Origin of the sequence: Gracilibacillus orientalis (assembly GCF_900114645.1) — a bacterium.
GTDB classification, from domain to species: Bacteria; Bacillota; Bacilli; order Bacillales; family Amphibacillaceae; genus Gracilibacillus; species Gracilibacillus orientalis.
Map to the genome: position 1 here is coordinate 217,220 of NZ_FOTR01000001.1, position 16,119 is coordinate 233,338.

General features: G+C 35.1%; 19 protein-coding genes and 2 pseudogenes. 10 read left to right on the top strand and 11 right to left on the bottom strand.

From position 1 onward, the window contains the following. Positions 1 to 23: 23 nt before the first annotated feature. Positions 24 to 335 (bottom strand): metal-sulfur cluster assembly factor, encoded by a 312-nt coding sequence (locus tag BM121_RS01045; protein WP_091479860.1) that lies wholly within the window; start codon positions 333 to 335, stop codon positions 24 to 26. 71 nt (positions 336 to 406) lie between these two features. Then, on the bottom strand, positions 407 to 1,171 hold the full coding sequence (locus tag BM121_RS01050; RefSeq protein ID WP_091479864.1) for an alpha/beta fold hydrolase: 765 nt from the start codon (positions 1,169 to 1,171) through the stop codon (positions 407 to 409). Positions 1,172 to 1,316: 145 nt separating this feature from the next. Between BM121_RS01050 and BM121_RS01055 the strand changes: the two genes are divergently transcribed. From BM121_RS01055 to BM121_RS01065, 3 genes are all read left to right on the top strand, one after another. Continuing rightward, positions 1,317 to 2,171 (top strand): Cof-type HAD-IIB family hydrolase, encoded by an 855-nt coding sequence (locus BM121_RS01055; protein WP_091479867.1) that lies wholly within the window; start codon positions 1,317 to 1,319, stop codon positions 2,169 to 2,171. Positions 2,172 to 2,369: 198 nt separating this feature from the next. Next, a complete protein-coding gene (locus BM121_RS01060; protein ID WP_091479871.1) occupies positions 2,370 to 2,567 on the top strand; it encodes a DUF3813 domain-containing protein in 198 nt (65 codons plus the stop codon). A gap of 157 nt (positions 2,568 to 2,724) precedes the next feature. Further along, on the top strand, positions 2,725 to 2,988 hold the full coding sequence (locus BM121_RS01065; RefSeq protein WP_091479874.1) for a NifU N-terminal domain-containing protein: 264 nt from the start codon (positions 2,725 to 2,727) through the stop codon (positions 2,986 to 2,988). A 715-nt stretch (positions 2,989 to 3,703) separates the two neighbouring features. Here the strand turns inward: BM121_RS01065 and BM121_RS01070 are convergent. Together BM121_RS01070 and BM121_RS01075 are read right to left on the bottom strand one after the other, a co-directional pair. Next, on the bottom strand, positions 3,704 to 4,546 hold the full coding sequence (locus BM121_RS01070) for a BsuPI-related putative proteinase inhibitor (protein ID WP_091479877.1): 843 nt from the start codon (positions 4,544 to 4,546) through the stop codon (positions 3,704 to 3,706). 50 nt (positions 4,547 to 4,596) lie between these two features. Beyond that, the gene (locus tag BM121_RS01075; RefSeq protein WP_091479880.1) at positions 4,597 to 5,445 is read right to left on the bottom strand and encodes a YitT family protein; all 849 of its coding nucleotides are present in this window, start codon (positions 5,443 to 5,445) and stop codon (positions 4,597 to 4,599) included. A gap of 232 nt (positions 5,446 to 5,677) precedes the next feature. Between BM121_RS01075 and BM121_RS01080 the strand changes: the two genes are divergently transcribed. Further along, positions 5,678 to 6,538, top strand: coding sequence for a DegV family protein (locus BM121_RS01080; RefSeq protein WP_091479883.1), 861 nt, complete (start codon positions 5,678 to 5,680; stop codon positions 6,536 to 6,538). A gap of 126 nt (positions 6,539 to 6,664) precedes the next feature. Then, positions 6,665 to 7,525 carry an SDR family oxidoreductase gene (locus BM121_RS01085; RefSeq protein ID WP_091479888.1) on the top strand — a complete coding sequence of 287 codons (861 nt, stop codon included), beginning with the start codon at positions 6,665 to 6,667 and terminating at the stop codon, positions 7,523 to 7,525. Between the two features lie 31 nt (positions 7,526 to 7,556). Here BM121_RS01085 and BM121_RS01090 read toward each other — a convergent pair whose 3' ends face one another. Continuing rightward, positions 7,557 to 8,060, bottom strand: a complete 504-nt coding sequence (locus tag BM121_RS01090) for a DinB family protein (protein WP_091479891.1) — start codon at positions 8,058 to 8,060, stop codon at positions 7,557 to 7,559. Positions 8,061 to 8,159: 99 nt separating this feature from the next. Beyond that, on the bottom strand, positions 8,160 to 8,363 hold the full coding sequence (locus BM121_RS01095) for a transcription initiation factor TFIIIB (RefSeq protein ID WP_091479894.1): 204 nt from the start codon (positions 8,361 to 8,363) through the stop codon (positions 8,160 to 8,162). Positions 8,364 to 8,523: 160 nt separating this feature from the next. Here BM121_RS01095 and BM121_RS01100 point away from each other — a divergent pair, with 160 nt between their 5' ends. Beyond that, on the top strand, positions 8,524 to 9,891 hold the full coding sequence (locus BM121_RS01100; RefSeq protein WP_091479896.1) for an MATE family efflux transporter: 1,368 nt from the start codon (positions 8,524 to 8,526) through the stop codon (positions 9,889 to 9,891). A gap of 91 nt (positions 9,892 to 9,982) precedes the next feature. On the opposite strand, the gene BM121_RS01105 is transcribed toward BM121_RS01100, so the two are convergent. Beyond that, on the bottom strand, positions 9,983 to 10,891 hold the full coding sequence (locus BM121_RS01105; protein WP_091479900.1) for a macrolide 2'-phosphotransferase: 909 nt from the start codon (positions 10,889 to 10,891) through the stop codon (positions 9,983 to 9,985). Between the two features lie 713 nt (positions 10,892 to 11,604). Beyond that, positions 11,605 to 12,468, bottom strand: coding sequence for a hypothetical protein (locus tag BM121_RS01110; protein WP_091479903.1), 864 nt, complete (start codon positions 12,466 to 12,468; stop codon positions 11,605 to 11,607). A 141-nt stretch (positions 12,469 to 12,609) separates the two neighbouring features. On the opposite strand from BM121_RS01110, the pseudogene BM121_RS22630 reads away from it, so the two are divergent. The 4 genes and pseudogenes from BM121_RS22630 to BM121_RS01130 all read left to right on the top strand — a co-directional run. Continuing rightward, positions 12,610 to 13,217 (top strand): annotated as a pseudogene (locus tag BM121_RS22630) (IS3 family transposase); the annotation flags it as partial. Between the two features lie 43 nt (positions 13,218 to 13,260). Then, positions 13,261 to 13,551, top strand: a complete 291-nt coding sequence (locus BM121_RS01125) for a sce7726 family protein (RefSeq protein WP_245780719.1) — start codon at positions 13,261 to 13,263, stop codon at positions 13,549 to 13,551. Positions 13,552 to 13,555: 4 nt separating this feature from the next. Beyond that, positions 13,556 to 13,720 carry a hypothetical protein gene (locus BM121_RS21890; RefSeq protein WP_175495266.1) on the top strand — a complete coding sequence of 55 codons (165 nt, stop codon included), beginning with the start codon at positions 13,556 to 13,558 and terminating at the stop codon, positions 13,718 to 13,720. Next, positions 13,717 to 14,001, top strand: a complete 285-nt coding sequence (locus BM121_RS01130) for a hypothetical protein (protein WP_091479912.1) — start codon at positions 13,717 to 13,719, stop codon at positions 13,999 to 14,001. The genes BM121_RS21890 and BM121_RS01130 overlap by 4 nt, the downstream gene beginning before the upstream one ends. Before the next feature lie 428 nt (positions 14,002 to 14,429). Here the strand turns inward: BM121_RS01130 and istB are convergent. The 3 genes and pseudogenes from istB to BM121_RS01140 form a co-directional block, all read right to left on the bottom strand. Then, positions 14,430 to 15,011: pseudogene (gene istB / locus BM121_RS01135) on the bottom strand (IS21-like element helper ATPase IstB); the annotation flags it as partial. A 12-nt stretch (positions 15,012 to 15,023) separates the two neighbouring features. Beyond that, a complete protein-coding gene (locus tag BM121_RS22235; RefSeq protein ID WP_217649289.1) occupies positions 15,024 to 15,188 on the bottom strand; it encodes a hypothetical protein in 165 nt (54 codons plus the stop codon). A 161-nt stretch (positions 15,189 to 15,349) separates the two neighbouring features. Beyond that, a complete protein-coding gene (locus BM121_RS01140) occupies positions 15,350 to 15,673 on the bottom strand; it encodes a Mu transposase domain-containing protein (protein WP_091479917.1) in 324 nt (107 codons plus the stop codon). Positions 15,674 to 16,119: the final 446 nt, after the last annotated feature.

Here is a 16,119-nt window from a genome sequence, read left to right on the forward strand (position 1 = left end):
ACTAGAAGGGCGCTTTTTTCTTATTAATCCGGAATACCAAGTGCGATTTTTGCATATCTTGACATACGTTCTTTTGACCATGGCGGATTCCAAACGATATTCACTTCAGTATCCTTTACATTCGGAATGTCTTCCATTACACGTTTTACATCTTGTTCAATGTGACCGGCAAGAGGACATCCCATCGCAGTAAGTGTCATTGTGACAGTAGCAATACCTTCATCATCCAGTTCTACACCATACACAAGACCTAAATTAACGATATCTATACCTAGCTCTGGGTCAATCACATTTTCCAATGCTCCCATTAAATTCTCTTCTAATGCTTGATCCATCTCTATCCCTCCTTCAAAACTCTTCTATTTATTATAAAACAAATCAGATACTTTTTAAATGATTTTAATCATCATAATTGATATTCTAACCATTTTACAAATTCTAAAATCGCAAAGCGACTAACTTTATGTCCGCGACCCATTTCTTTTAAGAAACGGATATTTTCAGGATTTTTATAGTGTTCAATCGCTTCTTCATAAAAACTATATGCATGATCAAACGGAACCACACTATCCTCTTCCCCATGCCAGAAGAATAACGGTCTGCCAAATAATTTTTCGATTTGGAACGATAAATCAATTTCTTTTAATTCATTTATTAATAAGTTAAGTTGATCATCAGAAATTGGAAGTTCTTGTTGTTGGGCTTTCATATAGCCAATTAATTGCTCTGCATATGCGGTAATTTTCGGAGAGCCCATTAACACACCGGCTGTCTTGACCCATGAAAATTGTGTTAAAGCAGCAGCAGTCGTGATTCCTCCCATGCTTGTACCTGCTAATCCAAAACGATTTCCTTCCAGTAATTGCTTAGCAACTAATTCTTGATAAATGCTTTCAATATCATCCAAATTTTCCTTAACAATATCGAAAAAACGTAGCTCTCTATCCACATCTGAAATTTCGGTTGCTCTGTCACCATGTAACATGGAATCAGGTAATAGTACACGGTATCCTTTTTCTGCTAATAAGTAAGCTAATGGTAAGTTATGCTCTTTGGCACTTGTAAAGCCATGTATGTACGTTAACGTTGGTAATGGTTTCTCTTTATTTTCTTGGTCTACGACGTGTAATAGTGGAATTTCGTTCCAGTATTCTTTATTTATTGCTATCATCAGTATATTCCTTTCTCGTATCTTTTCTCACTTTCATGATATAACTTCTTAATCGAACATGCAAAATAAAGAAATGAAAATATACAAGAACTTTACACCTTAAAGAAAGATCTATAAAATATAATTACAATAGTGAGGTGAATGTATGCAAACAAATAAACACTTAATTGCATTAGATTTAGACGGAACGCTCTTAACTGATCAAAAGAAAATTAGTCCTTTTACAAAATCGGTGGTACAACAAGTAATCGAAGAAGGTCATATTGTTGTGATCGCCACAGGCCGACCACATCGTGCCAGTATTATGTATTATCATGAACTTGGTTTGCAGACTCCGATGGTTAACTTTAACGGTGCATTTATCCATCATCCAACCGATCATAAATGGGATGTATTACACACACCACTTCCAAATCGAACTGCAAAAAAAATCATTCAAACCTGTTATGATTTTCAAGTTGATAATATTTTTGCTGAAATTCGAGACAAAATGTATTTAGATCAATTTGATCAAAGAATTATTGATATGTTTTCAGAACCAAATCAACAGGATTTAATTACTATCGGTAGCTTAAAAAACCACTTAAAAGAAGACCCCACATCGTTATTAATACATCCTAAGGACGAACATTTAGATGAATTACGTCAATACTTAGATGATAAACATGCATCCATTATTGAGCACAGAAAATGGGGTGTACCTTGGAATATAATTGAAATTGTACGAAAAGGTATAAATAAGGCTGTTGGTTTGAAAAAAATCGCACACTATTTTCACATTCCAAACAATAATATTATCGCTTTTGGCGATGAAGATAACGACCTCGAAATGATTGATTACGCGGGTGTTGGTGTTGCGATGGGAAATGGTATTCATGAGTTAAAACAAATTGCTAATTATCAAGCAAAAACTAACGAAGAGGACGGAATTGGCAATTTCCTTATTGACTATTTGAAACTGGAAGTAAACGTTAAGGTTGGCAAAGATCTATCTGAATAGAAATGCGTGATTAATCCATAATAAGCATGAACATCAAATTGGTGTTCATGCTTTTTCCTTAAGATCTGTTTCGGTGGTGGTTTATCATAAAGCAACAAGGAAAGCTTCTAGTTGTTTTCGTACCACCATTCAAAAAGGATCATGATGGTAATCCAGTTGATAAGCCTAGTGATTCAATAGACAGGAGGATTTATTATTATGCAAAACCAATTGTTTCAGCAAGCAAGAAATGCCGTCAATAGCTTAATGAATCGCGCGAACGGGAACTTTAATGAGCAGGATAAGCAAGCAGCTCAAAATGCGATTCAGTCTGCCTATACAAATGCAACAGCAGAAGAACAACAAGAACTTCGCAATTTAGAGAACCAATTAAAGCAACAGAACGAATTAAAGTAAGCTCCTCTGTTTAAAGAAGGTATACGATCCATGTATACCTTCTTTTCTTATTCCATTTATAATTTCCGTTCGAAATTTGTATATTCTTTAATTCCTTTCATAATCATCTACATTTTGTTATCATTATGATAAAGTACGATTTATAGGAGGAAAGACTATGAGTATTCATGTAGAAGCAACACCAAATCCAAATGCAATGAAATTCACTAGCGACAAAATGATTTTTGATGGCAACAGTAGCATTTCTGTTATGCCAGGTCAAACGAGCGAACATGATATTTTAAATAAACTAATGGAGCTAGATGAAGTTGATAATGTATTTGGCTTCCAACACTTTATCACTGTCAACAAAAAAATGAACGTCGAATGGGACGAGCTCACCGGTAAAGTAGAAGAAGTTATTAGTGAGTATGGGTATTAAACAAACCTGAAACTAAATTAGAGATAATGTGATTATAATCAACAAACCTCGGCTTATTTTGCCTGGATTTGTTGATTATTTTAATTTATACAACAAATCTTTGGTACGTTTACTCTGATTTGTTGTTTAAATCATTAGGGGGATATCTGATCGTTTACTTTGCTCACATACGTTTATTAGGTTGAGATAATACCCGCTTCGGCTTGTCCATTTCGCTTTCCGGGTGGCATGCTCGTCAGCTAACTTTTCAAAGAAGATCACTTTACAAAGTGGATCTTCCGATCACGCTGATCACCCAGGAGTCGAAATGGCCGCCTACGCTAAATAATGCTCGACATTGCGTGTAAGTAGTGATGACGACTGCAATTCTATGTTTTAAGAAAACTCGACATGTTCCGTGTACCTAACCTTGTAGCATCACTATCTAGCGAAGGCCGGACGCTTCTACTCCAGTGGGAACTGTTTTACTCGAAGATCCACTTTTCCAAGCGGTTCTTGCTTGGAAAAGTTAGCTGAGAGGAAAACCCCACGGAAAGGGAAGTGGCCAGCCGTAGCGATTGCCTTGCACACAAGAACTCCATAACCATTCAACAAAATCTTTGTTTATTTCACCTTTTAATAGGAATTGGTTACCAAAACGTTGTAATATCAACGCTTTTATACTTTCCTTGCTTATAAAAAAAGAGAAGGTCAGTTCAGTGACCTTCTCTTTTTCCTATGGTGTTACTTCTAATTGTACTGGCATTTGTTCAGATCGCTCTTCTGTATACAGTAACATAACAACTGCTCCATTTTGTGGTAACAAGTCCTCTGCAATCGATACATTTATCTCAAATTCCTGCCATCCATCACCTTCAACAGGAATTTCAGTCTGTTCGATTAAGTAATTATGGCCATCCTCTACCTCGTAATAAGTTACACCTACACTGGTATCGACCTCACCTGTAACGATATATTCACCATTTTTCCCTTCAGATTCAACTGAACGAAACGGTCCTTCTGTACTGTTATCAGATTCCATTTCTTCTAACGTGATTGTAATTGTTTGTTGCAATGGCTCACCATCAATTTCCTGTCCATTTATCTCAGCTGGTATGAGGGTCATTTCCACTTCATACTCTCCAGGCTCCAATGGTTCTGAGCTTTCCCAAGATTCTGTCCAATTTTTGGCTTCACCAGGTGCTAACGATTCTTCTGCTAAAGCTTGGGTAAACATTTTTCCATCAGAATATTGATAAATTAATTCATCTTCTTGAAACAACTTAATTTCAAATTGCTGACTGGAAGTAAACATAAAATCAACGGTATCCTCGTTTTGGTTGATCAACTGAAATGTAAAATCAATACTTGTCCCCTGTTGTTCTGCAGCAACCTGTAAATCTAAATTTTCCATAATAGCTGAAAGATCCTCCGTTTCAGATGATTCTTCCTCTGTTGAATCGACAGGAGTATCTTCTGGTTCAGAACCTGTCGTTTCTTCCTGATTAACATCAGCTGTTCCACAAGCCATTAACAAAAACATCAATATAATAGATATGAGAGAGAAATACTTTTTCATATTTCTACTACCTCCTTTAAAAGATTAGACGTCAGATGCGAAAAAAGGTTTCAATCATTTCTTCTAAAGAATCCATATACACCTGCCGTCTGAATGACATTAGTAAAGGCATTCTCGTCTACTTCATGGATAATTCGTTCTAAATCATATAACTCGTATCTGGTTATAACTAAATATAACATATACTTATCCTCTTTTGTATAAGCACCTTTAACCGGCAATATTGTAATTCCACGGATCATCGTGTCATGAATTGCCTTTTGCAGTTCTTCTGTTTTTTTGGTTACAATCATGGCTGTTACTTTTTCGTGACGAGTATGTATACCATCGATAACACGAGTTGTTACATATAATCCTACTAAAGTATAAAGTGCGTTCTCCGGTTCATTTAAAATACCCGCTATCACAATAATCATCCCATTAATTGCCATTAAATAACTACCAATAGGCTTGTCCTTCATCCGAGATAAAACCATTGCGATAATATCAGATCCACCAGTGGAAGCACCCCATTTCAAGGTAATCCCCACACCGATACCAGCAATAACTCCACCAAATACCGCATTAAGCAAAATATCATTAGATAAATTAACTATTGGCAAGACTTCCAGAAAAAAAGATGTAGCAATAACGGAAAGGAAACTGTAGATCGTAAATCCTCTTCCTACCATTAACCAACCAACAATAGCTACTGGTATATTTAAAATAAATAGAATAATACCGGTACTTGCAATATCTATTCCTAAGTAATCAGAAAAAACAGTAGCTAATATTTGTGAAATACCAGTAAAGCCACTAGCATATACATTAGCACCGATTAAGAAAAAATTAAGTCCAATTGCGTTGAGTATCGCACCTATTATCACAATGGCTATTCGTTTTGCTTCCATAAAAAACATGCCGCTCATCCCTCCTATTAACGGAACCCACATGATTCCATACCCTTTTATTTGATTAATTAATCTGTTTTGCACAAGAATAAACTATACTAGAATCTACCCTGGAAACCAAGTATTTTCAGGTAAAAATATTGTAAATTTGTTTTGACGTAGCTGTCCGTTAGGCTTACACTTATAATAAGCTAAAACTCAATCATCATACATGATCAAAAGGAAAAAAGGAGGGGTTACATTGACTGTAAAAATACTTGCAGATTCTGCTTGTGATCTTTCATCTGAAGATTTACAACAATTTAATATCGAAGCGTTGCCGCTGACAGTCCAATTAGATGGTGAAGATTATGAAGATGGTGTTTCAATTTCATCTAAAAAAGTATACGATGCAATGCGAGAAGGCAAATCTCCCAAAACCGCACAAGTCAGTCAACAAGTTTTCAAAGATACTTTCGAAAAACACGCCAAGGCAGGAAACCAGGTCTTATATTTAACTTTATCATCCGAACTGTCTGGTACATATCAAGGTGCAAAATTAATGGAACAAGAAGTGAAAGATACGTATCCTGATTTTGAATTACACGTTGTCGATACAAAGTGTGCGTCATTAGGCTATGGACTTGTTGTTCTTAGAGCTGCTGAGTTAGCTAAAAAAGGAGCAAACTTAGATGAAATACTCGAAGTGAGTAAGCATCGCTATGAACATATGGAACATATTTTCACCGTTGATGACTTAGAATATCTGTACCGTGGAGGCAGAGTCAGTAAAACAGCAGCTTTTGTCGGTACATTATTAAAAGTAAAACCTTTGTTACACATGGAAGATGGAAAGCTAATACCATTAGAAAAGGTCCGAGGTTCCAAAAAAGTGTATAAACGCATGATAGAAGTGATGGAAGAACGTGGTAAAGATCTCGAAAACCAATTAGTGGCGATCAGCCATGGCGATGCACTTGATACAGCAGAACATATCGCAAGCATGATCCGCGAAAAATGGAATGTCAAAGATATTAAAATTAACATGGTCGGTTCTTCTATCGGTGCCCATTCCGGACCAGGTACAATCGCTCTATTTTTCTTAAATGATACACCAAAATAAAAAATACTGTTAATTTTTACTGGACATGTTTAAAAATCCCTACTTCAAATCGAAGCAGGGATTTTTCACGTATGTAGTTCTCTATTTTTGCCATACTAGGAGAAAAAGTGTTTAGGAGTGTATTTAATGTCAACCAATCAGAAGAAAGAAGTTTTACCTAAGCAGCATCAAGATCGACAACCTGGTTTTGAATATAAGATGACTCCCCTTCCTGTAAGCTCAAATGAAAATTATCAAGGAAGTAATAAATTAAAAGGTAAAGTTGCAATCATTTCTGGTGGTGATAGTGGCATTGGCCGTTCTGTTGCGATTCATTTCGCAAAAGAAGGAGCAGATGTTGCCATTATCTATTTTGATGAAGATCAAGATGCCAATGATACGAAAAAAATGGTCGAACAAGAAGGTAGCGCATGTAGCTTATTCCGTGGGGATATCTCTCATAGCGACTTTAGTAAGGATGTCGTCAAAAAAGTGATCGAGGAACACGGTAAAATAGATATTGTAGTGAATAATGCTGCAGTTCAATACCCGCAACAGGATTTTCTCCATATTACAGATGATCAATTAGAAAAAACTTTTCGAGTGAACATTTTTGGCTATTTTTATTTAACCAGAGCGGCACTCCCTCATTTAAAACAAGGATGTGCAATCATTAATACCTCCTCCATTACCGCTTTTCAAGGTAATGAAACGTTAATTGATTACTCCAGTACCAAGGGAGCGATTACGACATTCACGAAATCACTAGCAAAATCTCTCGTCTCACAAGGCATTCGCGTGAATAGTATAGCACCTGGACCAATCTGGACACCTCTAATTCCTGCAACCTTCGACGAGAATCAAGTGGCAACCTTTGGATCGGATTCTGAAATGGGTCGACCAGGTGAATCATCTGAAGTTGCACCAGCATATGTCTATCTAGCAAGTAATGATGCAAGCTATATAACAGGTCAGACGATTCATGTTAATGGTGGGCAAATTATTTAAAACTGTTAATCGACTTTAACACAAACTTATTTTATTTTAGAATAAAAAACGCATAATCTGTTGGTACACCTCGTTCACCTTGTTGATGAAGCATCGCTGATATATTTCCACGATGATATGTTCCATGGTTAACGACATGATGAACTAAATCAACAAGTGTGAACTCACAAAGCCCAAATTGAGGATGCTCAGCAGAAATGATGTACTCGGGATTACTCTGATTACTAAGAAAGTTGTAATACTCGGTTGAAAGTTCTTCATACAACGCTTCTAGATTATCTATCGAAGTCCCTGCAGCTTTGGATTTTCGATGCTCAACTTTTTTAATTGTGTCATCAAAGCTGCTTTCTTTCATGGTCTCCAGCCAAATGATATCTGCGGCATAAAGGTGAATCAGTACTTCTGAGATGGAAGAAAAAACACTTTTAACCGTCCCGTTAAAAAATCCGTCAGGTAACTGCTTTAAGTGCTGGAACACTTGATTGTTCGCCCAAACATGGTAATCGTACATTTTTATCATTTGATTATTTGTCATGAGACCACTCCTTGTTTTGAGGAAATTCAATTAATGCATTTACTAAAATATTCGACGACTTTTTCCATATTCCTGCTCTAAGGGCATCTTCCTCTAAGATTAAATAATCGTTCCTTTAAATTTCTCCGGTTTTTTTACATAACTTTCAATTATATAACCGCAATCCGTACAAAGAATATATTCCATTTCTGAACCGAGACTCATTTTGTTTACAGGTTGCATTACTGCATATCCACTATGCTTACCAAGTCCCAATTCCGTTTCACCACATTTTGGGCACTCTTTTACTCCTTTATAATACATATAAGAACAACTCCCATCCTTTATAGTAGATTTACGAATCAAGTGTATCCAAGTTTCATTATTTTTTCATAAATTATTAAAGATTTAACCGTTTCCTTTTTCCACTATTTAGTGTAAAGTATATTCTCAAGATACAAATTAAAGTGAAAGAAGGAACTAGATGAATCAGACAGAGACGAAAAAATTAAGTTTATTTGCCTTAACATGGCCAATTTTCATTGAAATTTTGTTACATATGCTAATGGGTAATGCAGATACGTTGATGTTAAGTCAGTACTCCGATCATTCGGTTGCTGCAGTTGGTGTATCCAATCAAATATTATCTGTTGTGATTGTTATGTTTGGCTTTGTTGCTGCTGGGGCATCGATACTTGTTGCGCAAAATCTCGGGGCAGACCAGCCAAAAACAGCAGGAAAGATTGCCGTAACATCGATTAGTTTAAATTTATGGTTTTCATTAGGATTAAGTATTATTTTGTTTGCTTTCAGTGACTTTATTTTAGGTCTGATGGACTTGCCTGCAGAACTAATGAATGAAGCCTCTACTTATATGAACATCGTTGGCGGTTTTATCTTTGTTCAAGCATTGATTATGACAGTTTCGGCTATTTTACGAAGCTATGGTTTTACGAAAGATACCATGTTTGTCACGATTGGGATGAATATTTTAAATGTGATTGGTAACTATTTTGTTATTTTCGGTCCATTTGGTTTTCCAGTACTTGGTGTCGAAGGGGTTGCCTATGTCACGATGCTTAGTCGTTTTATCGGATTTATTATCTTATTATTTATCTTGGCATGGCGCAGTGAACGACAGCTTCCATTCTCATCCTTTTTCCGTTATGAAAAGAGGCACGTCAAAGACTTATTACAAATTGGCATACCTTCTGCAGGAGAACAGTTATCATATAATGCGAGTCAGATGGCGATCACCTATTTCATTGCACAGATGGGAACGGTTGCTATTACAACAAAAGTATATGTGCAAAATTTAATGATGTTTATTCTCCTGTTCTCCATCGCTATTGGTCAGGGTACACAAATTCTGATCGGTCACATGATAGGTGCAGGAGATGTCGAAAACGCATATAAACGTTGTATCAAAAGCTTAAAAATAGCGATTGTGATCGGTACCTTAATGGCAATTTTTTTCTATAGTTTCAGTTCGACATTACTTGGCATTTTCACTAATGAAGAAACTATTATTGAAAAAGGTATGTTCCTTTTACTCGTAACGATCATTCTTGAACCAGGTCGGGCGTTTAACCTTGTTGTCATTAACTCGTTAAGAGCTACTGGAGATGTTAAGTTTCCCGTGGTAATTGGAATTGCCTCGATGTGGGGTGTCAGTGTTACTTTAGCATGGTTCTTTGGTATCTTCTTAGAATTAGGGTTGATAGGCGTTTGGATTGCCTTTATTGCTGATGAATGGCTAAGAGGAGTGTTAATGCTGGGTAGATGGCGATCTCGAGTTTGGGTTAAGAAAGCATTTGTCAAAAAAGAACCAGAAGCCGCAACGGATGGATAAGTCAAATAGCATACCAGTACACTTAGTTACTGGTATGCTTATTTTCTATAGATATGAGTTATTTAGTACTTTCTTTTCGGAAACAAGACTGCTATTTTTCATTAACTTCTAATGCTTGTTTCGCCATTTGTACATATTCTTCCATGCCAGAAACTAGGGCAAATTCAGCGATAGCTACTGGGTATGCAGCACTCAGTTCAATAATATGCTCTTTCATCAAGGGCCAGCTATATCCTCCCGCTTCCTTGTAAGCATCGATCAGAGATACAAGACCATCTTCACCAAAAAGTTGATAGTATCCCACAAAGTCATTGGATATATCTGTTACCTTCACTTCTGTCCAATCAATTATTCCTGTTACGTTGGCATTCTTATCAATTAACAGGTGACCTGCATGAATATCTCCGTGAATTAATCCTGTTTGTTTTGGCCACATTTCATCATTATTTACCCATGCTTGCCACCGATTCCATAAAGCTTCTCCCCCACCGAATTTTTCCTTGACAGCTTCCATTCTCTCGATCATCGATTGTCTCGCATCTTTTGGACTGTGTACAGTCAAGTCTGCTTTTGCTGCTATCTCTGGTGGAATACGATGAAGGTCTGCCAGCGCAATTGCTAACGTATGATAAAAATTGGCTGGTACATCGTTAATATCAATTTCCCAAACATAGTTTTGAATGTCATGATCGATTGTTCCTGCTGGTATTCCATTTAATTTCTTATACGCAATTAGATCCTCTGCATATATCGACCAATTTGGAGCCTGAAAAGTAGATACCTGTTCGTTGACTACATCTAAAGCTTTTTTCTCTACTTTCGTTCGTGGCATCACATCCGGTCTTCTTGGGATACGTAACGTCCACTCACTTCCTTCTTGATCTTTTGCAAAGACAACCTGAAAATCTAACCCTGACTCATTATATTGTAAGGTATCTTCTTGTAATTGAAGATCATGTTTCCTGGTTATATTCATCACATCTTTTATTGTTTTACTCACTTAACATCACATCCTCATTATTTTTTTCAATAAAAAAACACAGGTCTACTACCCTGTGCTGAATAATCGGATTATCGCTATTGTGAGTTATAAAATCATCCATAAAAACATAACAAGCAAACCATTTACTAATCAAAGGTTCCCTGTTTACTCGTTACGAATCATACATTCAATTATTTGAATATATAATTTATAGTTTTATGATGATTACTTAAAAATAGGCAAAACTATCCGATTACTCTACACACAAGTAGAGCCCTTTAAACACTTTAGAATTAGTAGCATAAAGATTAAAATCGGATTCTAATATAGCAGATACCCATTTTTAAGCAACCCTCCGTTCCTTTAAGTTATTAAAATCATAGCAGAAGCGACGATGTGTTGCAATATTTACACCAATATTTAGAAGAATTTATTTCTAGAGGGTGGCTGTTTCAAATTTTTCAGAACAACTTCAATCCTTGATTCATACAATTGAAATTTTTACAAACAGGAAAACCAGTTAATCCATATGAAGAATAACTGGTTTCATTTTAAGCTCTCGCCACTTTACTAGCTTGAAAGAGCCTTTTATACCAAATTTTTGCATTACATTTGAGGCATGATATAAATTCGAACTGACCAATTAGTGAATATCTTATATACTAAATTATCATGTATTTAAATATATTCAAAAAATTTACATATTAAAGCCAATAATTATCTAAACTAATTTAATTTTTTTCCGTTGTCTCTGATCTAAACAATTGAAAAATTGTTTTTTTATTAGATAGTTTATATTTTCTAATATCCTTTTCACTATCGCAACATATATAAATATAACCATTTGGAGATTTAAAAACCATTTTAACATTCTCAACTTCATTCACAAACTCATGTAAAATCAGATTTTCCTCATCTACTCTTGCTTTATCAGCTACAATTTTTCTAACTTTTTTAAATTTACGTTTCTCTATAACATTCGAAAGAAAACCTTTGTGACTAAAATAATCAATATTTGTGGTAATAATTGATTTTACAACATCCCAGCTAACTCCTGAAGCGACAGTATTAGCTATAAACAAAATAATATCACTTTCTCCCCCACCCGCTCCTACTTCAGTTTGATTAGTGAATTTTGATTCAATTTTATAGTTTATATTTTCTTTATCAAAGGCTTGTTTCAAATTAATATAATTTAGTGTAGATATCCCAGGTTGGTTAATTGAAATAAGATAGCCATCAAGATCAGTCGAGGTGAATTTTTGATTTTCAATAATAGACTTTGAATTCTCTTCTACATATTTACTACACTCATTTAATACAGTTTTTTGTACAGCGAAATCCTCTGTTAATAATTCTGGATTTGTAAATATTAGGGTTATTTCTATATAAATTATATTTTCATTTAAATGTATATCAAAAGAGGCCCAATCCCCCTTTTTTAAAAAAATTTTTGTAAAAAAATCCTCAATTTCATCTTCAATACGATTATCAGATGTAAAGTCAAAATTCGCGAGTTCTTTTGTGGATTCATTTAGATCTTCTGAAGTAAAGTCAACTATTTCTTCGATTACTTTTAATTGTACCTTTTTCATAGTTATCTCCTCTTTAACTTTAATTAGATTTTTATCTTTTTTATATAAGCATGATGTTAGTCTAAAAATTGGACACGGTAAATGGGGAGGAATTGAAGTATAATGAAACTAAACTAACCATTTTACAGGAGTGTCCAAAGAATGAGAAAAACATACGATAAAGAATTCAAATTACAAGCAGTCCGCATGGTGAAGGAGGACGGCAAGAGAATTGCGGAAGTTGCACGGGAACTAGATTTAGCTGAACAAACGCTTCATAACTGGATTAAGAAATACAATAAAGGCAAAGAAACTGCTTTTGTTGGTAACGGGAACGTACAACCTGAGAAAAAGGTGGAAAAGGACCTACAAAAACAAATACGTGATCTAGAAGAGGAAAATGCTATCTTAAAAAAGGCTATGGGCATCTTCGCAAAAGACCAGAAGTAATCTGTGACTTCATTTACAAGCACCGACACGAATTTCGTGTAGCGAAGATGTGTGAAGTATTAGGTGTTTCCAAAAGTGGCTATTATGCTTGGCTTAACCGACCAAAAAGTGAACAGAAAAAGAGGCGAGAGCGCCTTACAGCACGTATTAAACGTATTTACTTAGAATCCAGAAAAATCTATGGCAGTCCTAAAATTACTAAGATATTGAACGGACAGGGTGTTAACGTATCTCAGAAGACGGTAACACGGATTATGAAAGAAAACAACATTCGATCCAAAACAGTGAAGAAATATAAAGCAACCACAAACTCAAAGCATCAGACATAGTATTAATACAACTACTGCTTTAACAGAAATTCCGATAAGTAAATCAAAAGCAGATTTTATATTAATTAATGGGAAAGCGGTAGTTTATGAAATCAAAACAGAATTAGATACTTTTGAACGTTTGAATTCACAAATAAATGACTATTTCAGAGCTTTTGATCATGTATGTGTTGTTACTTCTGAATCACAATATAAAAAAGCTGAAAAGAAGTTAAAAGACTCTAAAGTGGGGATATGTGTCTTGACAAAAAGAAATACAATAAGGACACGTAAAGAACCTATCATGTTATATCAGATCCTGGCGAAAAATTTGATGAAGTTTTAAAAAAATGATAGATTGGCAAAAAAATCAAAATATTGATACGTTAGGCATGAAAGAGTTTGTAAAACATTTTGAAAAAGGTACATATCCTGGTTTAGGTACTGTAAAGAATCTTTCAATTATGCATCACGTTGAATTAGTTAGCAAATTTCTCGAGGAGAAAACGCAATGATATGCTGCGAAAAATGCTTTAAGGATCCTGAAATAAAAGGTATTATTAAATGTTTAAAGCAAGAAGGGAATTGTGGAACTTGTCATAGAGTTAATGTTCAAATATACGACACTGAAAAAGGTAGTGATTTAGTAGAAAGCTTTATAAAATTACTAAGTATTTATACACCACGAGATAGTCTTCCTGATGATTTCCCCAAAGAAAGGTTAAGCCTTCTTAAAGATATTTCACATGATAAATGGAACATTTTCAACATAAGTAGCGAACAAATATATAATTAAATTATTAATATTTGCAATGAAAAATATGAAGAATCTCCCGAATTATTTAATGAACCTATAGGTATCTTAGAGATACATGATGAATATCACAACTCAGTCCTTAAAACTTATAAATGGGAAGACTTTGTTATAGAAATAAAAACAAAGAATCGTTTTCACACTAATTATATTATTACTAATGTTTTAGAGATTCTTTGTTCTTATCTGGAAAGACCTTTAAAAAAAGGTAGTAAATTTTTTAGAGCGAGAATTTCTGAAAATGGATATTCATATAAACAGATGGGAGCTCCTCCTGTTGGAAAAGCTTCAGCTGGCAGGGTGAACCCACTTGGTATCAGTTATCTGCGAATGTCAAGAAAATAGTAGGCCACTTCCTCCAAAATATAGGCACCTACACGGTTCTTACGAACCTAGCAGATGCCATTCAATCACTTTCCCTTTTTCGTCTGTATTAACCGAAAAGAGTCATCAACATTCATGTCTAGAATATGTGAACGAAAAGTAATTCGATCAATTAGAGATGCAACCATAATTTCATTTTCAAATAACTCGGTCCATTTAGAGAATTCAAGATTTGTTGTTACAATAATACTTGCACGTTCAGATCGTTCAGAAATGACTTGGAACAGCATTTCTGATTGGTGACGATTAAATGTCAGATAGGATAATTCATCTAAGATTAATAGATCAATTTTGGCCAAGCTCTTTTCTATTTTTGAAAGACTATTATATTGTTGGGCTTCCGCAAGTTCATTAGCGAGATTAGCAGCCGTATAAAATTTCACTTTATATCCTGCTTGACACGCCTTCATTCCAATTCCTATAGAGGTGTGGGTCTTCCCAGAACGTGGATTTCCAATCATTACAATGTTTTGTTTATTATTGATAAAGTCACAGCTTGCTAATTCCCACATAGTTGCACTGGAGACGTTTACCAAACGACTAAAATCAAACTCATCTAACGTTTTTGGATGAGGAAATTTAGCAGCTTTAATTTTTCTTTTTTGTTGGTTTTCTTGTCTTTAAGATACTTCCCTTTTCATCAATTCCATCAGAAAATGTTCATAGCTTTGTTCCTTATCCAACTGACGAATAATGTCCTCATATTCCACCAAAGAGGGAGTTCTTATCTGTTTAGCAAATAGTTTAATAGATTCTTTAGTTGGATTAATTTTACTTGAACTCATATGACAACTCCTTCTTTCATTAACTTGTCGTATTGGCTTAACTCTGGAGTTTTAACCTTCACTTCATCGTTAATTGGAATCGGTTCTACATGAGTAATTGGTACAAGTAGATGCTGTATTAAATCTAAGGAGAGGTCCTGAGAGTTGTTTCCCTATCCTTATCAGTTGAGTGGATACATTGCTTTTAACTGGTTTTGCATTAAAGGCACTACGTGGTCTATGTAATGTTCACGCGAGTATTTGGTTTCTCCACGTCCATAGCAGCGAGGGTAGTTTGCTATTTGTTTTAATTTATAGACAATAATAACTTTATTCCCAAACCCTTTTATACTAACGTCCTTATCAACATAATCCATTGGAACAGAGTAGTAATTATAGTCAAATTTAATCGTCGAGAAGCTGTCCACTTTATAGGTAGTACTCTTGCTTGTGTCAAATTGATAAGAAGGTAAAGCAGTAAATGCAATCTTTTCGTGACCTGCCATTTCTCCTACAAGTACGATCCCTTCGGGCAATTTTGTGTTTTCGATACTTCAAGCATCTTTCAAGGGAGGATTTTATTTAATTCATCAAGGCTGTCAACTTTAGGTATTGGCACCAGTACGTTTCGTCTTATCCAGCCAACAAATCCTTTTTCATGTCCAGCAGCAATATTACAGAATTCTGTTTTAAATACATAGTGTGCAGCTAATGTTTTGTAACGTTCTTGTACTTTAGCGTGCGTTCCAAATCCTTCTTTTACTGCGACCTAAGCGTTATCAAAGATTACTCTTGAAGGGGCAATGTTCAAATCCATTAACATTACCTTCCAAGAAGCTTTCCTCGTTTTGTCTGTGAAATCCTTTTACAAATATATCGACACTATAAACATTGCCGCATACAAAACAAATTGATTTTAACTTTTTTCCCACGAAGATACATCGTTGCTTCT